This window comes from Desulfobotulus sapovorans DSM 2055 (assembly GCF_059569355.1).
Genome location: NZ_JCANVJ010000023.1, coordinates 18346 through 36790, shown reverse-complemented (window position 1 = coordinate 36790; position 18445 = coordinate 18346). Strand labels below are relative to the sequence as shown.

Here is an 18445-nt window from a genome sequence, read left to right as displayed (position 1 = left end):
TCATGTTTTATCACCTGCTCTATCCGCTTCATACCTGGCTTTCAGCCTTCAATGTCTTCCGCTACATCAGCTTCCGCACCATCTATGCGGCCATGCTGGCCCTCCTCGTCTGTATCCTGCTCGGAAACTGGGCCATCCGCAGGCTAAAAGCCCTGCAGGTGGGGCAATATATCCGTGAAGAAGGCCCCAAATCCCATCACAGCAAAGCGGGAACCCCCACCATGGGGGGGCTGCTCATCCTCTTTGCCATCACCCTTTCCACCCTGCTCTGGGCCAACCTCACCAATGCATGGCTCTGGATCGCCCTGCTCACCACCCTGGGCTTTGGACTCATCGGATTTGTGGATGACTGGCTCATGCAGGTCAAAAAACACAATACAGGGCTTTCCTCAGCCAACAAATTTCTGCTTCAGGTGCTTTTCGCCCTTGTTGCCTCCATTGTCATCTACCTGATGCCCGATTTTGACACCCGTATCACCTTTCCCTTTTTCAAAAACTTTGCCCCGGATCTTGGCATAGGCTACATTTTTTTCTCCACCTTCATCATTGTGGGAGCCTCCAATGCCGTGAACCTCACCGACGGTCTCGACGGCCTGGCCATCGGCCCCGTCACCATTGCAGCCGTAACCTTCATGATCTTTGCCTATATCGCCGGACACTGGGGACTGGCCACCTACCTGCAGGTACCTTTTGTCTCCGGTGCAGGTGAACTGGCCATCCTCTGCGGAGCTGTGGCGGGTGCAGGCCTGGGCTTTTTGTGGTTCAACGGTCATCCTGCCCAGGTCTTCATGGGGGATGTGGGATCTCTGCCCCTGGGAGCCTTTCTGGGAGTGGTTGCCGTCATCACCCAGCAGGAAATCCTTCTCATCATTGTGGGCGGTATTTTTGTGGTGGAAGCCCTTTCCGTGATTCTCCAGGTGGGCTATTTCAAAATCAGCGGAGGCAAACGTATTTTCCGCATGGCCCCCCTGCATCACCACTTTGAACTCAAGGGATGGAAGGAGTCCAAAATCACCATCCGTTTCTGGATCATTGCCATTGTTCTGGCCCTTATTGCCATCAGCACCCTCAAAATCCGGTAGGTATCCCATGACTTCCCGCACCCACTGTACCCATGCCATTGTCGCAGGACTCGGAGTTTCCGGGATGGCCGCAGCACGCCTTCTGAAAAATCAGGGATGGCGGGTCACGGGCATGGATGAAAAGGCAGGAACTCTCCCCCCGTCCCCCGAAACCCTGGATCTCCTTCTGGATCATCTCGCCCCTGACATCCTCTCTCAGGCGGATCTCATTGTGGTCAGTCCCGGAATCGATCCCTTCCGTCCTGAACTGAATGCCGCACGCAAAAAGGGTATCCCCATCATCGGGGAACTCGCCCTGGGGCTGCGCCATCTGACCCTTCCTGTGGTGGCCATCACCGGTACCAACGGTAAAAGCACGGTGACCGAACTCGTCAGTGCCATGCTGAAGGCTTCGGGGAAAAAGGTTTTTGCCGGTGGTAATCTGGGTACCCCGCTCTGTGACTTTGTGCAGGATCCCGGAGATACGGATATCGCTGTGCTGGAAGTCTCCAGTTTCCAGCTGGATACCCTGGAAACCTTTACCCCGGATGTGGCCGTTCTGCTCAACATCACAGAAGATCATCTGGATCGTTATGGAAACATGGACGCCTATGCCCGTTCCAAAGCACGGCTCTTCACGGATATGCGGGTGGGTGTGGCCGTACTGAATTACCAGGATCCCTGCGTACGGATCATAGGAGAGAAACTTGAGATTCCTGTCCTGTGGTACGACAGGCACGAAAAAGGCCTGACCCTTTCCTCAGACAGCCTGCGCATGGAAGACGGGACGGTTTTCCAACTCCAAAATTTCGTCCTGCCCGGTCGCCACAACAGGGAAAATCTGGCCGCAGCCCTGCTGGCGGCAACAGCCGCAGGCGCATCGGCAACAGCGATCCAGGACACCATCAACACCTTCCGGGGGCTGGAACACCGCATGACGCCCTGCGGCAGCATCCACGGAGTTGCCTGCTACGATGATTCCAAGGCCACCAACATGGATGCCGTATGCAGGGCGCTGATGGCCTTTGACCGGCCCGTGGTGCTTATCATGGGCGGCAGGGACAAGGGCGGCGACTATGGCCGGATGCTGGACACCCTGAGCCGCTATGCCAGGGCCATCATCCTCATCGGTGAAGCCGCAGCGGATATTCAGGCCGCTGTGGGTACCGTTATTCCCTGTGAAAAAGCGGTGGATCTGGAAGACGCCGTTAAAAAAGCCGTAGGGGCGGCGGACAGCCATACCCCTGTCCTGCTTTCCCCTGCCTGCTCCAGCTTTGACATGTTCCGTAATTACAAGGACAGGGGGATGCAGTTCCGCAATGTGGTTGCCCGCCTTAGCGCTCAGGGGAGGCCCGAATGAACCGAAAAACACAGATCGCGGAAGATCCCTGGCTCTGGGTTCCCCTGCTCATCCTCCTCGGCATGGGACTGATCATGGTCTACAGTGCCAGTGCCTCCCGAGCCGCCCTTGCCTTTGGAAACGAGTATCATTTTCTTTTCCGGCAGCTGAGCTATGCAGCTCTCGGACTGGCCGCCCTGATCGCCTGCCGCCTCTTTCCCTACCGTCTTCTGGCGGGACTCGCCTATCCCATTCTGTTTTTTGCCTTTTTTCTGCTGGGTACCGTTCTCATCACCAACTACGGGCACAGTGCCGGAGGTGCTCAAAGGTGGCTGCGGCTGGGCTCCCTCAACTTCCAGCCCGCAGAATTTGCCAAATACGCCCTCATCATCTACATGGCCTACTCCCTGAACAAAAAACAGGATCAGCTCCAGCATTTTTCCATCGGCTTTCTGCCCCATCTCATCGTGCTGGCCTTCTTCGCTTTTTTTCTCATGCAGCAGCCGGATTTTGGTTCCCTGATCATCCTCATCCTCATTGCCTGGACACTGATGTTCCTTGCAGGGGTTCCTCTCCTGCACCTTCTGTGGCCCCTCATTCCCCTTGTGATGGCCTTAGGCTGGATTGTCTATACGGCCCCCTACCGTATGCGCCGTATTCTGAGTTTTCTGGATCCCTGGGCCCACGCCCAGGATGAGGGCTTTCAGGTTTCAAGGGCTCTCATGGCCTTTGGCAATGGGGGACCTCTGGGACAGGGACTGGGCAATGGCCGTATGAAGATGGACTATATCCCCGAATCCCATACGGATTTCATTCTGGCCGTTATCGGGGAAGAAACGGGACTCTGGGGAATCTGTCTGGTGCTTGTTCTCTTTGCCATTCTCTTCTGGCGGGGCATGCTGACATCCATGGCCGCCCCCGACCGTTTCGGAGCCTATCTGGGTACGGGTATCGCCCTGGCGCTGGCCATGCAGGTTCTCATCAATGCAGGAGTCACCCTGGCTCTGCTGCCTCCCAAGGGACTCACCCTTCCCTTTCTCAGCTACGGAGGCACGTCCCTTGTGGTTAACCTGGCCGCCATGGGCATTCTCATGAACGTTGCCGCTTCAGGGAGAAAAGCATGAAGTCAGAACCGCAGAAACAACGTCTGCTCATCGCAGGAGGCGGAACAGGCGGCCACATCTTTCCGGCTGTGGCTGTGGCCGAAACCTTTCTGGCACGCTCTGAAAACCATGAGGTACTCTTTGTCAATACCGGGAGACCGCTGGATCGAAAAATCCTTGGGGACAGGGATTTGCCCTTTGCCTGCATCACCGTGGCTTCCATCAAAGGCAAAGGTCTCTGGCAGACCCTCAAAGCCCTCAGTACCTTTCCCCTTTCCCTGTGGAAAGCCTTTGTCATTACAGGAAAATACAGACCCCATGCCCTTCTTGCCGTGGGGGGACATGCCGCAGCGCCCGCAGCCCTGGCCGCAAAAATGCGGGGTATTCCCCTTCTGCTCCATGAGCAGAACAAGCTTCCCGGCCTGACCACCCGGCTCCTTTCCCGGCTGGCTGCGGAGGTGCATGTCTCCTTTCCAGGAACACGGCTGCCCGTGAAGGCAAAAAAAATTTTCGTATCGGGCAACCCCGTACGGAGAGAACTTGTGGCCTGCCGTACCCGTAAGCGCAAAAAAACGGAAACTTTCCGCCTCCTTGTTCTGGGCGGCAGCCAGGGGGCCAGGGGCCTCAACCGGGCCGTCTGCCAGACCCTGCCCCTTCTCAACAACCTTCCCCTTGAAGTTGTCCACCAAACGGGGGAGGCAGACAGAATCTGGGTCAGGGAGGCCTATGAAAAGGCCGGTATAAAAGGTTGCATTCAGGCCTTTATCCAGGACATGCATTCCTGCTATAGAGAAACGGATTTTGTACTGTGCCGGGCCGGTGCCACAACCGTGGCCGAACTGGCCGCAGTCGGTCTCGGGGCGGTTTTCATCCCCTTTCCCCATGCGGCGGACAACCACCAGTACCACAATGCCAGGGCCATGGCCGATATCGGTGCAGCCCGGATTCTTGAAGAAAAAACACTTGATCCTGAAATCCTGGCACAGATCCTTACGGAATATGCCCGGAATCCGGAAGCAACCGAGTCCATGGCCACAGCGGCTCTTACCCTTTCACGCCCCGATGCGGCAACAACCCTTACGGATGCCCTCATGCGCCGTATGCTGAAGGTCTGAACCCCATGTACCAGAAAAACTATCATATTCATTTTGTCGGCATCGGTGGTATCGGCATGAGCGGCATTGCCGAACTCCTCATCAATCTTGGCTACAGGGTCTCGGGATCGGATCTGGTTTCCTCGGACATCACCCGGAGGCTTACGGCCCTCGGAGGAGAAATTTTCAAAGGCCATGCCGCCTCCCATGCAGCACATGCCGATGTTCTGGTCATCTCTTCTGCCGTGAAAGCGGACAATCCTGAAATTCTCACAGCCCAGCAACGGGGAATCCCCGTCATTCCCAGGGCAGAAATGCTGGCTGAACTGATGCGCCTCAAGTACGGGGTGGCCATTGCCGGAGCCCACGGTAAAACCACCACCACCAACCTCATGTCCGCCGTGCTGGCCGAAGGGGGGCTGGATCCCACCATTGTCATCGGCGGTAAGCTGCACAGCCTGGGAACCAACGCCCGGCTGGGTGCAGGCGATTTTCTCGTCGCCGAAGCCGATGAATCCGACGGCTCCTTTCTCCGCATGAGTCCGGCCATTGCCGTGGTCACCAACATTGATCTTGAGCATCTGGATCACTACACCGGCATTGAAGACATCAAAGAGGCCTTTGTGGAATTCATCAACAAGGTTCCCTTTTACGGCATGGGAGTCCTCTGTCTGGACAATGAACATGTCCAGAATCTTCTTCCCCGCATCCGTAAGCGTTTTGTCACCTACGGCCTTTCCCGTCAGGCGGATTACCGGGCCAAAGACATCCGCAAAGACGGCATGAAACACCATTTCACCGTTCTGCATCAGGGTAGGGTACTGGGAGACATTACCCTGAACCTGCCCGGTCTCCACAATGTCACCAATGCCCTGGCCGCCATTGCCACGGGCTGTGAGCTTTCCATTGATTTTGAACAGATCCGCAAAGCCCTGGCCCAGGTGACGGGGGTCGCCCGCCGCATGGAAATCAAGGCCGAAATTGCTGGTATCACCATCATGGACGATTATGGGCACCACCCCACGGAAATCCGGGCCACCCTGGATGCCATGCGGGAATGCTATGGAGACAGACGGCTGGTGGTGCTTTTCCAGCCCCACCGCTACACCCGTACCGCAGCTCTCTTTGATGATTTCACCCGCGCTTTCTATGAATCCGACGCCCTTTTCATGCTGCCCGTCTATGCTGCGGGGGAAGCCCCCATAAAAGGCATCACTGGCATGGCGCTCTGCGAAGGGGTAAAGGCCCATGGTCACCGTCAGGTGGTCTGTGTGGGAGAAGGAAGCGATCCTCTGCCCCTTTTGCAGGATTTCATTGAAAAGGGGGATGTGGTGCTGACCCTGGGAGCAGGCAATGTCTATCAGGTCGGTGAAACCCTGGCGGAGGTACTTTCCCGTGCAACGGCCGCCTGATTACCAGAAATTTCTCCGGTCTTTTCCCGATCTCTTTCTGGAGAATGAACCCCTTGCCTCCCATGTCCGTTTCCGGGTAGGCGGCAGGGCGGATCTTTTCTGCCGTCCCGATAATGCGGAAAGCCTGGGAGCTGTGGTGAGGATGGCCAGGGAAGAGGGGCTCCCCCTCTTTGTGATGGGAGATGGTACCAACCTTCTCGTGCAGGATGGGGGAATGCGGGGCCTTGTGCTGCGTCTTGGGGCTGGATTCAAGAGTATCCGTACGGAAGGAAACCTTCTCATTGCCGGATGTGCTGCCAAACTGCCTCGGGTCTGTCTCCATGCGGCGGTCAAGGGACTGGCCGGTCTTGAGGGGCTGGCCGGTATACCCGGAACCGTTGGGGGAGCCATTGCCATGAATGCGGGAACACGGGAAGCGGCAAGCTGCGTGCATCTGGAAAGCCTCACCGTCTGTGAAAAGGATGGCCGTATCCGCACCCTGAATTCCCGGGATTTTTCTTTCGCATACCGGAGCTTCCGCTGGAAGGATGATACCCCGGCAGAAGATCGCATCCTTCTGGAAGCCCGCTGGCAGCTCATGCCGGGAAATGCCCGGGAGCTCCGGCAGAAAATCCGGAACGCCCTGCACCACCGCAAGGCCACCCAGCCCGTGGCAGCAGCGTCCGCAGGCTGTATTTTCAAAAATCCCGACAGCACCCTGTCCGCAGGACATCTCATTGATGCCGCAGGATTTAAAGGGATGCAGCAGGGAGACGCCATGGTATCTCCCAGACATGCCAACTTCATTGTGAACCAGGGCAAGGCCCGTGCATCGGACATCCTTTCCCTCATGGACTGGATCCAAAAAGAAATTCTTGAAAACTGCGGTATTCTGCTGGAAAGGGAGGTACGCATTGTCGGCGAAGCCTCTTTCTGCTGAACCCGCATCCCGGAAGACCCGGCACAAGGGTTCCAGACCCAACCGGAAAAAAAAGGAGCCCCGATCCTTTGCGGTGAACAGGGGCATCAAAATCTGGGGAAGCCGGATATGCGGCCTTGTACTGCTGGCTCTGGGACTGATTTTTATCCACGATCTCATCACCCAGTCCGCATATTTTCAGATCCGCAGCATCCGTATTCTCGGTGCCGACCATCTGGACGAAGAAAGCATTGTGCGTCAGACGGCCATTCCGGAAAAGGCCAATCTCCTGGCTCTGAACCTGCACCTCACACGGCTCAGGCTGGAAAGCCACCCCTGGATCCACAAAGCGGCCCTGAAGCGCAGACTGCCCGATACCCTGGAGATCCGCATCACAGAAGAGAAGGCTTACGCCATTCTCCTGCCGGCCTTCATACCGGAAACCGCCTTCTGGGCAGACCGGGAGGGCCGGATTTTCAAAGAGGTGGAAGCGGAAGACCCCGAGGCCAGGGTGCGCATAGAAGGGCTGCCCATGGCGGATGCAGAAGATACAAAACTCTGGTTTGCAAAGGCCTGCACCCTTCTCGATCTTCTGGAAGCGGAACCGGATCTGCTGGGCGCCCCCCCCTTCACCCTCTGGGTGGATCCGGACATTGGCCTGGGGCTTGTCGGAACGGATATTGCCGGGCGTATTCTTTTCGGATTTTCAGATTACAGGACAAAAACCACAAAGCTCCGTGCCCTGCTGCAGTACCGCAGAACACGGAAGCAGACAGAACCCATGGATACCATCGATCTCGTCCGGCCGGACCGGGTGGTCGTGATACCGGCTGCGGCGTGAAGCCCACCGGCAGAAAAAGGAGGGATGTGTGAACGCAAACGGCGACATCATTGTAGGCCTGGATATCGGAACCACCAAAATCTGCGCTGTGGTGGGGGAAGTTTCCGGCAAGGAAGTCCACATCATCGGTATTGGTACCCATCCTTCCATCGGTTTGCGCAAGGGCGTGGTGGTCAATATTGACGCCACCGTTTCTTCCATCCGAAAAGCCGTGGAAGAAGCCGAGCTCATGGCCGGATGTGAGATCCGAAGGGTTTACGCCGGTATTGCAGGGGGCCACATCACAGGCTTCAACTCCCATGGCATCATTGCCATCAAAGGGCCGGAAGTGACGGAAGCGGACGTGGACCGGGTCATTGAGGCCGCACGGGCCGTTGCCATTCCCACGGACAGGGAAATTATCCATGTACTGCCCCAGCAGTTCATTGTGGATGACCACTTCGGCATCCAGAATCCTGTGGGCATGGCCGGGGTCCGCCTTGAGGCCAAAATTCACATCGTCACAGGGGCTGTGGCTTCGGCCCACAACATTGTCAAATGCTGCAACAAGGCCGGTCTTGAAGTTATTGACATTGTCCTTGAATCCCTGGCCTCCGGAGAATCGGTACTGTCTCCCGAAGAACGGGAGCTGGGAACCGCCCTCATCGATTTTGGCGGCGGAACCTCCGATATGGCCGTCTTTTCAGGCAACAACATCCGCCATACTTTTATCCTGCCCCTGGGCGGCAACAACCTGACCAACGACATCGCCATCGGCCTGCGTGCCCCCATTGCCGATGCCGAACGGATTAAAATCCAGCATGGCACCTGTCTTTCCGAAGAGATCCATCCGGAGGAAAATATTGAAGTCCCTGGCATGGCAGGACGGGATCCGAGAAAACTTCCCCGCCAGATCCTGGGAGAAATCATCGAACCCAGAACCGAAGAAATCCTCAGCCTGCTCAAACGTGAAATCTACCGGGCAGGTATGGAAAGCCATATTTCATCGGGCATTGTCCTCACAGGGGGAGGCGCCCTGCTCCACGGCATTACGGAGCTTGCAGAATCCATCTTCAACCTGCCCGCCAGGGTCGGACGTCCCAGAGGCGTGGGCGGTCTCAAGGATGTGATTCAGGATCCCAATTTTGCCACCGCCGTGGGCCTTGTGCTATATGGAGCCAAGCAGGGTGAAGGCACCCAGGTCAAGGCTCGGGAAACGGGGCTTTTTGCCAGTATTGTGGCCAGAATGAAGGCCTGGTTTCAAAATGCGGTATAAAAATTCAAACCGATTTCAGGCGCTGAGTCCATCCCGCTCCTGAAATCAGGCTATTTTATAAAAATTTTTGCCTATTCTGTCAGGGGTCAGAGGGGACTGCAAATAAGGAGGAGGGGACATGAGCTTTACCTATGTAGAAAATGAAAAAACCGCAAAAATCAAGGTGATCGGTGTCGGGGGGGCCGGAGGTAACGCCATCAACAACATGATTGATGCCAACCTGCAGGGCGTTAAGTTCATTGCCGCCAACACCGATGCCCAGGCCCTGGATATTTCCAAGGCTCCCATTAAAATCCAGCTGGGTTCCACCCTCACCGAAGGACTTGGTGCAGGCGCCAATCCCAGCGTGGGCAGAGAAGCCGCCACGGAGAGCGAGGCGGAAATCCGGGAAGCACTCAAGGACAGCCACATGGTCTTCATCACGGCGGGCCTCGGTGGGGGGACGGGTACGGGTGCAGCTCCTGTGGTTGCCCGCATTGCCAAGGAACTGGGGGCCCTCACCGTTGCCGTGGCCTCAAGGCCCTTCAGTTTTGAGGGGAAAAAACGGCTCAAGCAGGCGGAAGAGGGACTGGAAGAGCTGAAAAACGTAGCCGATACCGTTATCACCATCCCCAATGACAGGCTGCGCGGCATTGCCAGCAAAAATGCCCGCATGGTGGATATGTTTAAAAAAGCTGACGAAATTCTCCACCATTCCGTCAAGGGCATTACGGATCTCATCATGCTTCCCGGTCTGGTCAACCTGGACTTTGCCGACGTGCGCACCACCATGAGCAAGGCAGGCATGGCTCTGATGGGGATTGGTATTGCTTCGGGCGAGCACCGGGCTGTGGAAGCCGCAGAGCGGGCCATCAGCCATCCTCTGCTGGAGGATATTTCCATTGCCGGTGCCAAGGGCCTGCTCATGAACATCACCTCCACCAGTGAAATCACCATGGATGAGATGACGGAGGCCATGGATCGCATCCATGAGGAAGCAGGAGATGATGCGGACATCATCTGGGGCCATGCTCTGGATGAGAGCCTGGGAGATGAGCTGCACATCACCGTCATTGCTACAGGTATCGGTACCAAGGAAGAAATGCAGGCCAGGGCCAGCAATGTCCTGCTGCACCGTCCCCAGGCCACCAAAGCTCCCGCTGCTGCGGCCCGTGGAAAGATCCGGGATGTGACCCAGGAGGATCTGGAAAATCCGAATTTCCATGATTCCGGCATCATCACACGCAAAAAAGCCGCAGGGGATGATTTTACAGGCGGCGTCCAGGACATTCCCGAAATCAAAAAGGGCAGCATCGACCGGGATGATCTGGAAATCCCCACTTTTTTGCGCCGCAAGGCAGACTGAACTTTCTGGGAAAAATCCAGCTTTTCTTTCGCAGAAAAACCAGAAAAGTACCGTTTGCCGATCACGACTGAACCAAACCGAAGACCTTAGAACCCATGGCCAGAAAAACCGTCCCAGCCTCCGAGATCCCTCTGTCTGAAACCGGTGTCATCCGCAAGGACAGCAGGGATCGGATGCGGGTGGGCCTTGTCTTTCCCAATACCTATGCCGTTGCCATGGCCAATCTCGGGTTTCAGGCCGTATACCAGCTCTTCAATCAGCGGGAAGAGCTGGCCTGTGAACGTTTTGTCCTCCCGGAAAAACCCGATGGATTCCTGCGCAGCCTGGAGTCCGGAATCCCCTTGCAGCACTGCGACATCATTGCCTTTTCCCTTTCCTTTGAAAATGACTACCCCCGTATCCCGGAAATTCTGAACCGATGCTCCCTCCCCTTTTTGCGGGAGGACAGGAGTCCAGACCATCCTCTGATTCTGGCGGGTGGCGTCGCCACCTTTCTCAACCCCGAACCCCTGGCCGACTTCTTTGACTGCTTTCTCATCGGTGAAGCCGAGGCCCTGACCCACCCCTTCTTTGACCTCCTCGCCCGATACCGGGAACACCCCAGGGAAACACTTCTGCATCACATCGCCAGGGAAATGCAGGGTGCCTATGTTCCCCAGTTCTACAGCCCCCTCCGTGATGCCCAGGGCCGAATCTCCGGCCTGAGCCATGCTCCGGATCTCCCCCGCCGTATCCAGAGGGTCTTTGATGCAGACGCTTCCCGGAATGTCACATGCAGTCCCATCACCTCCCCGAACAGTGCCTTTCCCAACACCTTTCTCATCGAAGTCAGCCGGGGCTGTCCCCATGGCTGCCGTTTCTGTTCCGCAGGTTTTGTCTACCGCCCTCCCCGCTTCCGGGACAGGGATGTTCTGGAAGCCGCACTCTCCGAAGCCAGAAACCGCAACATGAAGGCCGGACTCATGGGAACCGCCGTCTCGGATCTCAAGGACATTGACCGCATCTGTGCCATCGCCAGGGAAGGCGAACTCGTTTTGAGCTTCAGCTCCCTGAGGGCCGATGCCCTCACCCCCGCCCTTCTGGAAACCCTGGTCGCAGGAGGGGTCAAAACCGCCACGATTGCTCCGGAAGCTGGCAGTCCACGCCTGCGCCGTGTCATCAACAAAGGTCTGGACACAGCAAGCATTCTTTCCGCGGCAGAACGTCTCGTTCTTGCGGGTATTCCCAACCTCAGGCTTTATTTCATGGTGGGGCTGCCCGAAGAAACCCCGGAAGACATTCTTGCCCTCAAAAATCTCGTGCTGGACATGAAGGCCCGGTTTCTGGAAGCCAGCCGCCAGAAAGGCCATATGGGCACCATCACGGTGGGAGTTTCCCCCTTTGTGCCCAAACCCTTTACGCCCTTCCAGTGGGCCGCCATGCAGACAGAAGCCCATCTCAAGGCCATTTTAAAAGACCTGCGCAAAGCCTTCGGCCCCGTACCCAATATCCGCTTCCACGATGAAAATCCGAAAAACAGCATCCTCCAGGCCCTCCTTGCCAGGGGAGACCGGGACATCTCCCGCCTCATTACAGCCCTCTGGCAGGAAGGGGGCGACCTGAAACGGGCCTGCAAAGCCGCAGACATCAATCCCCTTCCCTATCTTGCGGAACGCAGCCCCCACGCCTATCTGCCCTGGGAAATCATTGACAACGGTATCCGCCGCAGCTTTCTGGAAAAAGAAAGGGAAAAAGCCCGTCAGGCCCTGTCCAGCCCGCCCTGTCCCATGACAGACTGCGCCTCCTGCCGCATCTGCCGTGAAAAAAGGACGACAGAGAAAACTTCCCCTCTCCCCTGAAATCCCCTATACTGCACCCGCAAACCCGTACAGGAGGATGACCATGATCCGGCACGCTTTTCTCCTCATGTTTTTCAGCCTTTCCTTTTTTTACAACCTTGCGTGCAGTGACCCCCTCACCCTGGTCTGCGACATCTGGCCCCCCTACCAGATCCAGGGGCAGGAACAGATTGTCGGCTTCAGTGCAGATCTGGTACGGGCCGTAGCCAAAGAAGCGGCCATTCCCATCCATATCATCCATGCCTATCCCTGGAAACGGGCACTCCTCATGCTGGAAACGGGTCAGGCTGACGGACTTTTTTCCGCCAATTATGCGGAAAACCGCCTCGCCTTTGCCAAATATCCGCCCATCCCCCTCACGGAAAGCCCCTGGGTGATCTGGGTACGAAAGAACACGGGAATGGAATATACCTCCCTCTCCGATCTTCAGGGCAGGCGTGTGGGGGTGGTTGCGGGCTATTCCTACACCCCCGAATTCTGGAAGGTTCTGCGTAGTGTGGGGCTTCCGGAAGAGGCTTACAGTGACACACTGAACTTCCGTAAACTGGCGGCGGGCCGACTGGATATGCTTGTGGCGGAACAGCACAATGGCCACTACATTGTGAATCAGGAAGGCATTGACAATGTCCTGCCCCTTCCCCTGCATCCCATCAAGGTGGATGGTCTGTATCTGATTTTCAACCGCAAGCGGATAGAGGACAGCACCGTGGCAGACTTTTCCAAAGCCCTGGAAGACTTTAAACGCTCAGATGCCCATGCAGCCCTTCTCAAACGCTATTTTCACGATCCCCCATTTTTACCCTAATCCTGCTCAAGGGAATTCCATGTTTCCTTTTTTCTGCCGATCCAAGGCGCTTCTCTTCCTTTGTCTTGCCCTCGCAGCCCTGTTTTTTCTGGGGCATCTGGGGGATACCCGCAACGCGGCCTTTTTTCTGGAACAAAGCCGTAAGGCCTCAAAACTTCAGATGGATACCCTCATCGATACGGTAATTAAACATGAACTTTCCCACTTCCATGTTTTTCTGAACAGCCTGGCCTCCGATCCGGAACTTCTCCCCTTCTTTCAGGGAGAAGAAATGCTCACAGAGAGGGTACGTTTTTATTTCCGGCATTTCCTGCGCCTGCATCCCAGTGTGCATTATGTTTTTTACGCCAGTCATGATGGAACCCTGCTCTTTGAACCCAGAGGAGAGCTTCCCGAAGGGTATGATGCCCGGCGCAGGCCCTGGTTCCGGCACGCCCTTCAGGATCCGGGACGCACGCTGTGGACCCCCCCGTACACAGAAATGCCCACAGGCAAGGAAGTCGTCAGCCTGGTTCTCGCCATGCAGGATCCGGTATCCGGTACCCTATGGGGGGTTCTGGGCATGGAAGTTCTCACCCAAACCTTTCAGGATCTCATCTCAGACATTGCCCTTCCGGAAGGAGGCTTTATGGCCATCCTGGCACCCAACGGGCATACCATCGCCGCCTCCCATCCGGAAAAAATTGTGCAACTCATGCAGAATCCCAAAACCCTGGTTGCCATGCTCAGCGAGGAACGCCATCTGCTGCCCCCGGAAACCGGTGCTCCAGCCCTGGGGATCAGCAGCCGTCTGCTTGAAAATCCTCAGTGGCGGATTCTCCAGGGGATTCCCGATACAAACTGGCACATACCCGGCGCACCAGGACGCAATGCAGCCCTGCTTCTCATGGCAGCTCTCCTGCTTGCCTTTTTTTTTCTGCATTTCCGATGCTACCGCCAGATCCAGCGGGAATCCCAGGATCTGGAATCCCATGTTCTGGATGTCTGCCAGAAAGGTTCCGCCCCCTTACCGAAAAGCAGTGAGCTTCCCCCTCCCCTGATCACCCTCTGTATCCGGATGGCCAGAGAACGCTATCACATTGAGGAGGCCAGACGTTCTCTTGAACAAGAGCTGCACACCCTCATTCTGAAGGCACCAACGGGTATTTTCACATCCAGCCCGGAAGGCCGTTTTCTCGACGTCAACCCTGTCATGACCCAGATCCTGGAATACGATTCCCCCCAGGATCTCATCCAGCACATGGATGACATTGCACGGGACTTTTATCTGGATCGCCAGGACAGAAAAATTCTCAAAAACCACCTCCTGGAAGGCGGTATTTCAGACTTTCCCGTCCGCTTCCGGAAAAAAAACGGCAGCATCGGCCACGGCAGTATCTGCGCCTACCCTGAAAAAGCAAGTGATGGCACCCTCCTCAGTATCCGGGGATTTTTTACGGACAGAACCCGTCTGCATCAGCTGGAAAACCAGCTCCGCCATATGGCCCATACGGACAGACTCACAGGACTTCCAAACCGCCGCAGCTTCATGGATCTGCTGCAACGGGAAACCAACCGCTTCTGCCGCTATGGCAGTACCTTCACCCTGCTGGTTCTGAATGTGGATGATTTCCGGGGGATCAATGCCCGCTATGGTCATGCGGCTGCGGATAAAATCCTTTCTGATCTGGCCGGACTTCTTACCCATATCCTGAGAAACTGTGATACCCTGGCCCGTATTGATGGGGATACCTTTGCCGTACACCTCGCGGAAACGCCCTTTGAAGAAGGATGTACCGCAGCCCTGCGCATGAAAAAACGTATCCATGCCATGGAAAACCTCACCATCCCCGGACTCAGACTCACTGTAAGCATGGGGGTCAGTGCCCCCAGGGACAGCCTGCGCTGTCCGGATCTCCTGCTGCAAGAGACCGAAGCCCGGATGTACACGGTTAAAAAACGGGGGGGAAATGGCATCCATCCCCCTTCTGTCCCATCCTGAATGCCCCCTGCCACCGGAGGCGGGGGGAAAATTTTTCCCTTCTTGCGTAAGGATCGGTTCCTGCATGGATATTGGCGGCCTTCAAAAAAATTCCCTCATTGATTTCCCCGGAAAAATTGCGGCACTGATCTTCACCCAGGGCTGTAATTTCCACTGTCCCTACTGCCACAACCCCAGTCTCATTCCCATGAAAACCGGGGAGAACTTTCCGGAAAAGGAGATTCTTCTTTTTCTGGAAAAACGAAGGGGGCTGTTGGAAGGTGTTGCCATTACAGGGGGAGAGCCTACCCTCCAGGAAGATCTTCCCCTGTTCTGCCGCAAGCTGAAAGATCTGGGCTATCCCGTCAAACTGGACACCAATGGTTCCACGCCAGACATACTGGAAAGACTGATCCGGGAAAAACTTGTGGATTTCATCGCCATGGATATCAAAACCAGCCCGGCACGGTATTCCCCCCTCCTCGTCTCCTTTCCCGTAAAAAAAGAGATTGAAGCCAGCATTCAGCTGATTCTTCAAAGCGGCCTGGATCATGAATTCCGCAGCACCTGCGTCTATCCTTTTATTACGGAGGAAAACATTCTGGAGGTTCTGCCCCTTGTCAGGGGAGCAAACCGTTACAGCCTCCAGCATTTTTCCGATGTCTCCCTGCTGAACACGCACTTTTTCCAGAAAAAGGGACGGGGCCTGACTGCAGGAGAAATGGAGACCCTCCAAAATCTCCTCCGCCCCCATGTGGGCTGCTGCGAAATCCGCTGAAGCCATTGACATCCCCCCCTTCTTCTGATTAGTGTTCTTCACCCCTGTACACCGTCCACACCGAAGATCCGGGCATCCGAACCCGGTCTTCCGTTTCAGGACGGCGGGGCTTCACCATGATCATACGGCACAGCCCTTATTTATAGACCCTATTTTCCCATTTTACCCCCAATTTGGAGGACAGTTGCATGGAAGTTCAGGAAGTTGTTGTTGTCAGCGCCTGCCGCACGGCCATTGCGAAATTCATGGGTGGTCTCAAAGATGTTTCCGCACGGGATCTGGCCATGACCGCAGGCCGCCACGCCATCGAAAGGGCAGGCCTTGCTGCGGATCAGATCGATGAAATCTGCATGGGACAGGTTTTTCCCGGTATGCAGGGATCCCTGCCCGCACGGCAGGTCTCCATGCGCATCGGCCTTTCCCCGGAAAGCAGTGCCGTATCCGTGAACCAGAACTGCGCTTCCGGCATGCGGGCCATTGAGGTGGCAGCCCACAGCATCATGCTCGGAAAAACCCGGAGTGCCCTGGTAGTGGGAACGGAAAGCATGACCAATGCCCCCTATATGCTGCCCAAGGGCCGCATGGGCTATCGCATGGGGCCGGGTCAGATTGAAGACCAGATGCTCCATGACGGCCTTGTGGATGAGCTGGTTCCCGGTCACATGGGGCTGACTGCGGAAAACATTGCCGAACAGTACGGCATCACCCGTGAAGAATGTGATGCCCTGGCCCTCACCAGCCACCTCCGGGCCAAGGCCGCCATTGAAAAGGGCGTTTTCAGGGAAGAAATTGTGCCCGTTGAAATCGCCTCCCGCAAAAAAACGCTGCTCTTTGATACGGACGAACACCCCATTCTCGATGCCAGCGCGGAGTCCATGGCCAAACTGCCCCCAGCTTTCAAAAAAGGCGGTGTGGTCACGGCGGCCAATGCCTCAGGCCTCAACGACGGGGCTGCGGCCATGGTGCTCATGTCTAAAAAGGCCGCCCTGGAACTGGGCCTGAAGCCCCTCATGAAGCTTGTCAATATCTGCGACATGGGGGTCGCCCCCAAAGTCATGGGCCTCGGGCCTGCGGTCTGTATCCCCAAGTGCCTGAAGCAGGCGGGGCTTTCCTTCAATGACATCGACTACTGGGAAATCAACGAGGCCTTTGCCGCCCAGTGGCTGGGTGTGGGCCGGATGCTGGAAGCGGATTTCGGCATGACGCTTGACATGGAAAAGGTCAATGCCAACGGCTCAGGCATCGCTCTGGGACATCCTGTGGGCTGCACGGGACTGCGCATCGTGGTGTCCCTCTACCATGAAATGAAACGTCGGGGGGCACGCCTCGGTGGTGCATCACTTTGCGTGGGCGGGGGCCCTGCGGTGAGCTCCCTCTGGACCCTCGACATCTGATTTTTCCCTGATCCCATGAATCCCGGAGGCTATCCTCCGGGATTTTTTTGTACAAAGAGACTTATGACACACCGCCAAGTACCATTCCTCTCCCCTTCCCTTGACAGCCTTCCTCCAAGGCCATAAGGAGAGAAGAGTCTTCACACCCAAAGGGGTCTTTTTCTAGGGAGAGCGGCAATGGAAGAATATCTGATCTGGGCAGAAATACGGCTGGACGCCATTGCCCGCAATATCCGTGCCCTGCGCAGGGCCACATCTCCCAAAGCCTCCCTCATGGCTGTGGTCAAGGCGGACGGCTATGGTCATGGTGCTGCGGACGTGGCCAGGACAGCCCTGGCCAATGGGGCCGCCAGTCTTGGGGTGGCCCGCATGGAAGAGGGGATTCATCTGCGTACCGCAGGGTTTGCCGCCCCCATTCTGGTCTTCGGTTCCACCCTCTCCAGCCACATCAAGGACATGATCCGCTATCGCCTCACCCCTACGGTGTACAGCATGGAAGATGCCCTGCGCATATCGGAAACGGCCATAAGCCTTGGTAAGAGGCTGCCCGTACACCTTAAATTTGATACGGGAATGGGAAGGCTGGGGTTTACCGGTCAGGCCCTGATGGATCCTGTGGTCACGGTGAAAAAAATCGCCGCCCTCCCCGGACTCCGTATTCAGGGGATCTACACCCATTTTGCCACAGCGGATTCTCCGGTTCAGGACTTTGCCCTTACCCAGAGCCAGACCTTTTCCAGTCTTCTGAAAAAACTGGAAGAAACGGGCCTGCGACCTCCCATTGCCCATATGGCCAACAGTGCCGGCCTGATCCGTCTTCCGGAAAGTCATCTTGATATGGTGCGTCCCGGCATTGCCCTCTATGGCATACAGCCCGACAGCAGCATGGATAAAACCGCCTTTCCCCTGGAACCGGCCCTCAGCCTGAAAGCAAGAATCGTACAGTTGAAAACCGTACCCGCAGGTTTTTCCATCAGCTATGGCCGTACCTGGGTTGCCACCAAGCCTTCCGCCATTGCCAGCATTGCCTGCGGTTACGGAGATGGCTTTCCCCGGCTGCTTTCCGACAGAACGGACGTGCTGGTCAGGGGACGCAAAGCCCCCTTGCGGGGTCGCATCTGCATGGATCTCTGCATGGCGGATGTCAGTGGTATTCCCGGTGTCCGCGTAGGCGATGTGGTCACCTTTATTGGAAAAGACGGAGAAGAAGAGATCCTGGCCGAAACCCTCTCCGACACCCTGGGAACCATTGCCTATGAACTGGTTACTGGTCTGATGCCCAGGGTTCCCCGTGTTTACACCACCCAAACCTGATACATCAT

The 18445-nt window shown here is 56.4% G+C and carries 15 protein-coding genes; all 15 read left to right on the top strand.

Features of this window, described 5'->3' with window-relative positions:
- The first annotated feature begins 2 nt into the window (after window positions 1–2).
- The 15 genes from mraY (at window position 3) to alr (ending at window position 18437) form a co-directional block, all read left to right on the top strand.
- Window positions 3–1082, top strand: a complete 1080-nt coding sequence (gene mraY / locus BR04_RS13580; protein ID WP_496356564.1) for a phospho-N-acetylmuramoyl-pentapeptide-transferase — start codon at window positions 3–5, stop codon at window positions 1080–1082.
- Window positions 1083–1089: 7 nt separating this feature from the next.
- Window positions 1090–2421 (top strand): UDP-N-acetylmuramoyl-L-alanine--D-glutamate ligase, encoded by a 1332-nt coding sequence (gene murD, locus BR04_RS13575; RefSeq protein ID WP_496356563.1) that lies wholly within the window; start codon window positions 1090–1092, stop codon window positions 2419–2421.
- Complete coding sequence (ftsW, locus tag BR04_RS13570; protein WP_496356562.1) at window positions 2418–3524, top strand: putative lipid II flippase FtsW; 1107 nt, start codon at window positions 2418–2420, stop codon at window positions 3522–3524. The genes murD and ftsW overlap by 4 nt, the downstream gene beginning before the upstream one ends.
- Entirely contained in the window at window positions 3521–4618 is a 1098-nt protein-coding gene (gene murG, locus BR04_RS13565) for an undecaprenyldiphospho-muramoylpentapeptide beta-N-acetylglucosaminyltransferase (RefSeq protein ID WP_496356561.1), read from the top strand. Before ftsW ends, murG begins: the two co-directional genes overlap by 4 nt.
- Before the next feature lie 5 nt (window positions 4619–4623).
- Window positions 4624–6009, top strand: coding sequence for a UDP-N-acetylmuramate--L-alanine ligase (gene murC / locus BR04_RS13560; protein ID WP_496356560.1), 1386 nt, complete (start codon window positions 4624–4626; stop codon window positions 6007–6009).
- Window positions 5993–6928, top strand: a complete 936-nt coding sequence (gene murB, locus BR04_RS13555; protein ID WP_496356559.1) for a UDP-N-acetylmuramate dehydrogenase — start codon at window positions 5993–5995, stop codon at window positions 6926–6928. The genes murC and murB overlap by 17 nt, the downstream gene beginning before the upstream one ends.
- Window positions 6903–7748 carry a cell division protein FtsQ/DivIB gene (locus BR04_RS13550; RefSeq protein WP_496356558.1) on the top strand — a complete coding sequence of 282 codons (846 nt, stop codon included), beginning with the start codon at window positions 6903–6905 and terminating at the stop codon, window positions 7746–7748. Before murB ends, BR04_RS13550 begins: the two co-directional genes overlap by 26 nt.
- Window positions 7749–7776: 28 nt before the next feature.
- The gene (gene ftsA / locus BR04_RS13545) at window positions 7777–9003 is read left to right on the top strand and encodes a cell division protein FtsA (protein ID WP_496356557.1); all 1227 of its coding nucleotides are present in this window, start codon (window positions 7777–7779) and stop codon (window positions 9001–9003) included.
- A gap of 118 nt (window positions 9004–9121) precedes the next feature.
- Window positions 9122–10348, top strand: coding sequence for a cell division protein FtsZ (gene ftsZ, locus BR04_RS13540; protein WP_496356556.1), 1227 nt, complete (start codon window positions 9122–9124; stop codon window positions 10346–10348).
- 95 nt (window positions 10349–10443) lie between these two features.
- Complete coding sequence (locus BR04_RS13535) at window positions 10444–12186, top strand: radical SAM protein (protein ID WP_496356555.1); 1743 nt, start codon at window positions 10444–10446, stop codon at window positions 12184–12186.
- Window positions 12187–12229: 43 nt separating this feature from the next.
- A complete protein-coding gene (locus tag BR04_RS13530; RefSeq protein ID WP_496356554.1) occupies window positions 12230–12991 on the top strand; it encodes a substrate-binding periplasmic protein in 762 nt (253 codons plus the stop codon).
- Between the two features lie 19 nt (window positions 12992–13010).
- On the top strand, window positions 13011–14972 hold the full coding sequence (locus BR04_RS13525; protein ID WP_496356553.1) for a sensor domain-containing diguanylate cyclase: 1962 nt from the start codon (window positions 13011–13013) through the stop codon (window positions 14970–14972).
- Between the two features lie 64 nt (window positions 14973–15036).
- Window positions 15037–15729 carry an anaerobic ribonucleoside-triphosphate reductase activating protein gene (locus BR04_RS13520; RefSeq protein ID WP_496356552.1) on the top strand — a complete coding sequence of 231 codons (693 nt, stop codon included), beginning with the start codon at window positions 15037–15039 and terminating at the stop codon, window positions 15727–15729.
- A 188-nt stretch (window positions 15730–15917) separates the two neighbouring features.
- Window positions 15918–17123, top strand: a complete 1206-nt coding sequence (locus BR04_RS13515; RefSeq protein WP_496356551.1) for a thiolase family protein — start codon at window positions 15918–15920, stop codon at window positions 17121–17123.
- Between the two features lie 177 nt (window positions 17124–17300).
- Complete coding sequence (alr, locus tag BR04_RS13510; RefSeq protein ID WP_496356550.1) at window positions 17301–18437, top strand: alanine racemase; 1137 nt, start codon at window positions 17301–17303, stop codon at window positions 18435–18437.
- Window positions 18438–18445: the final 8 nt, after the last annotated feature.

Excerpts from the sequence above, each read along its gene's own strand:
- murG (WP_496356561.1), top strand. The coding sequence starts at position 3,521 with ATGAAGTCAGAACCGCAGAAACAACGTCTGCTCATCGCAGGAGGCGGA.
- murD (WP_496356563.1), top strand. The coding sequence starts at position 1,090 with ATGACTTCCCGCACCCACTGTACCCATGCCATTGTCGCAGGACTCGGA.
- ftsZ (WP_496356556.1), top strand. The coding sequence starts at position 9,122 with ATGAGCTTTACCTATGTAGAAAATGAAAAAACCGCAAAAATCAAGGTG.
- BR04_RS13520 (WP_496356552.1), top strand. The coding sequence starts at position 15,037 with ATGGATATTGGCGGCCTTCAAAAAAATTCCCTCATTGATTTCCCCGGA.
- BR04_RS13535 (WP_496356555.1), top strand. The coding sequence starts at position 10,444 with ATGGCCAGAAAAACCGTCCCAGCCTCCGAGATCCCTCTGTCTGAAACC.
- mraY (WP_496356564.1), top strand. The coding sequence starts at position 3 with ATGTTTTATCACCTGCTCTATCCGCTTCATACCTGGCTTTCAGCCTTC.
- BR04_RS13525 (WP_496356553.1), top strand. The coding sequence starts at position 13,011 with ATGTTTCCTTTTTTCTGCCGATCCAAGGCGCTTCTCTTCCTTTGTCTT.
- BR04_RS13530 (WP_496356554.1), top strand. The coding sequence starts at position 12,230 with ATGATCCGGCACGCTTTTCTCCTCATGTTTTTCAGCCTTTCCTTTTTT.
- alr (WP_496356550.1), top strand. The coding sequence starts at position 17,301 with ATGGAAGAATATCTGATCTGGGCAGAAATACGGCTGGACGCCATTGCC.
- ftsW (WP_496356562.1), top strand. The coding sequence starts at position 2,418 with ATGAACCGAAAAACACAGATCGCGGAAGATCCCTGGCTCTGGGTTCCC.
- murC (WP_496356560.1), top strand. The coding sequence starts at position 4,624 with ATGTACCAGAAAAACTATCATATTCATTTTGTCGGCATCGGTGGTATC.
- BR04_RS13515 (WP_496356551.1), top strand. The coding sequence starts at position 15,918 with ATGGAAGTTCAGGAAGTTGTTGTTGTCAGCGCCTGCCGCACGGCCATT.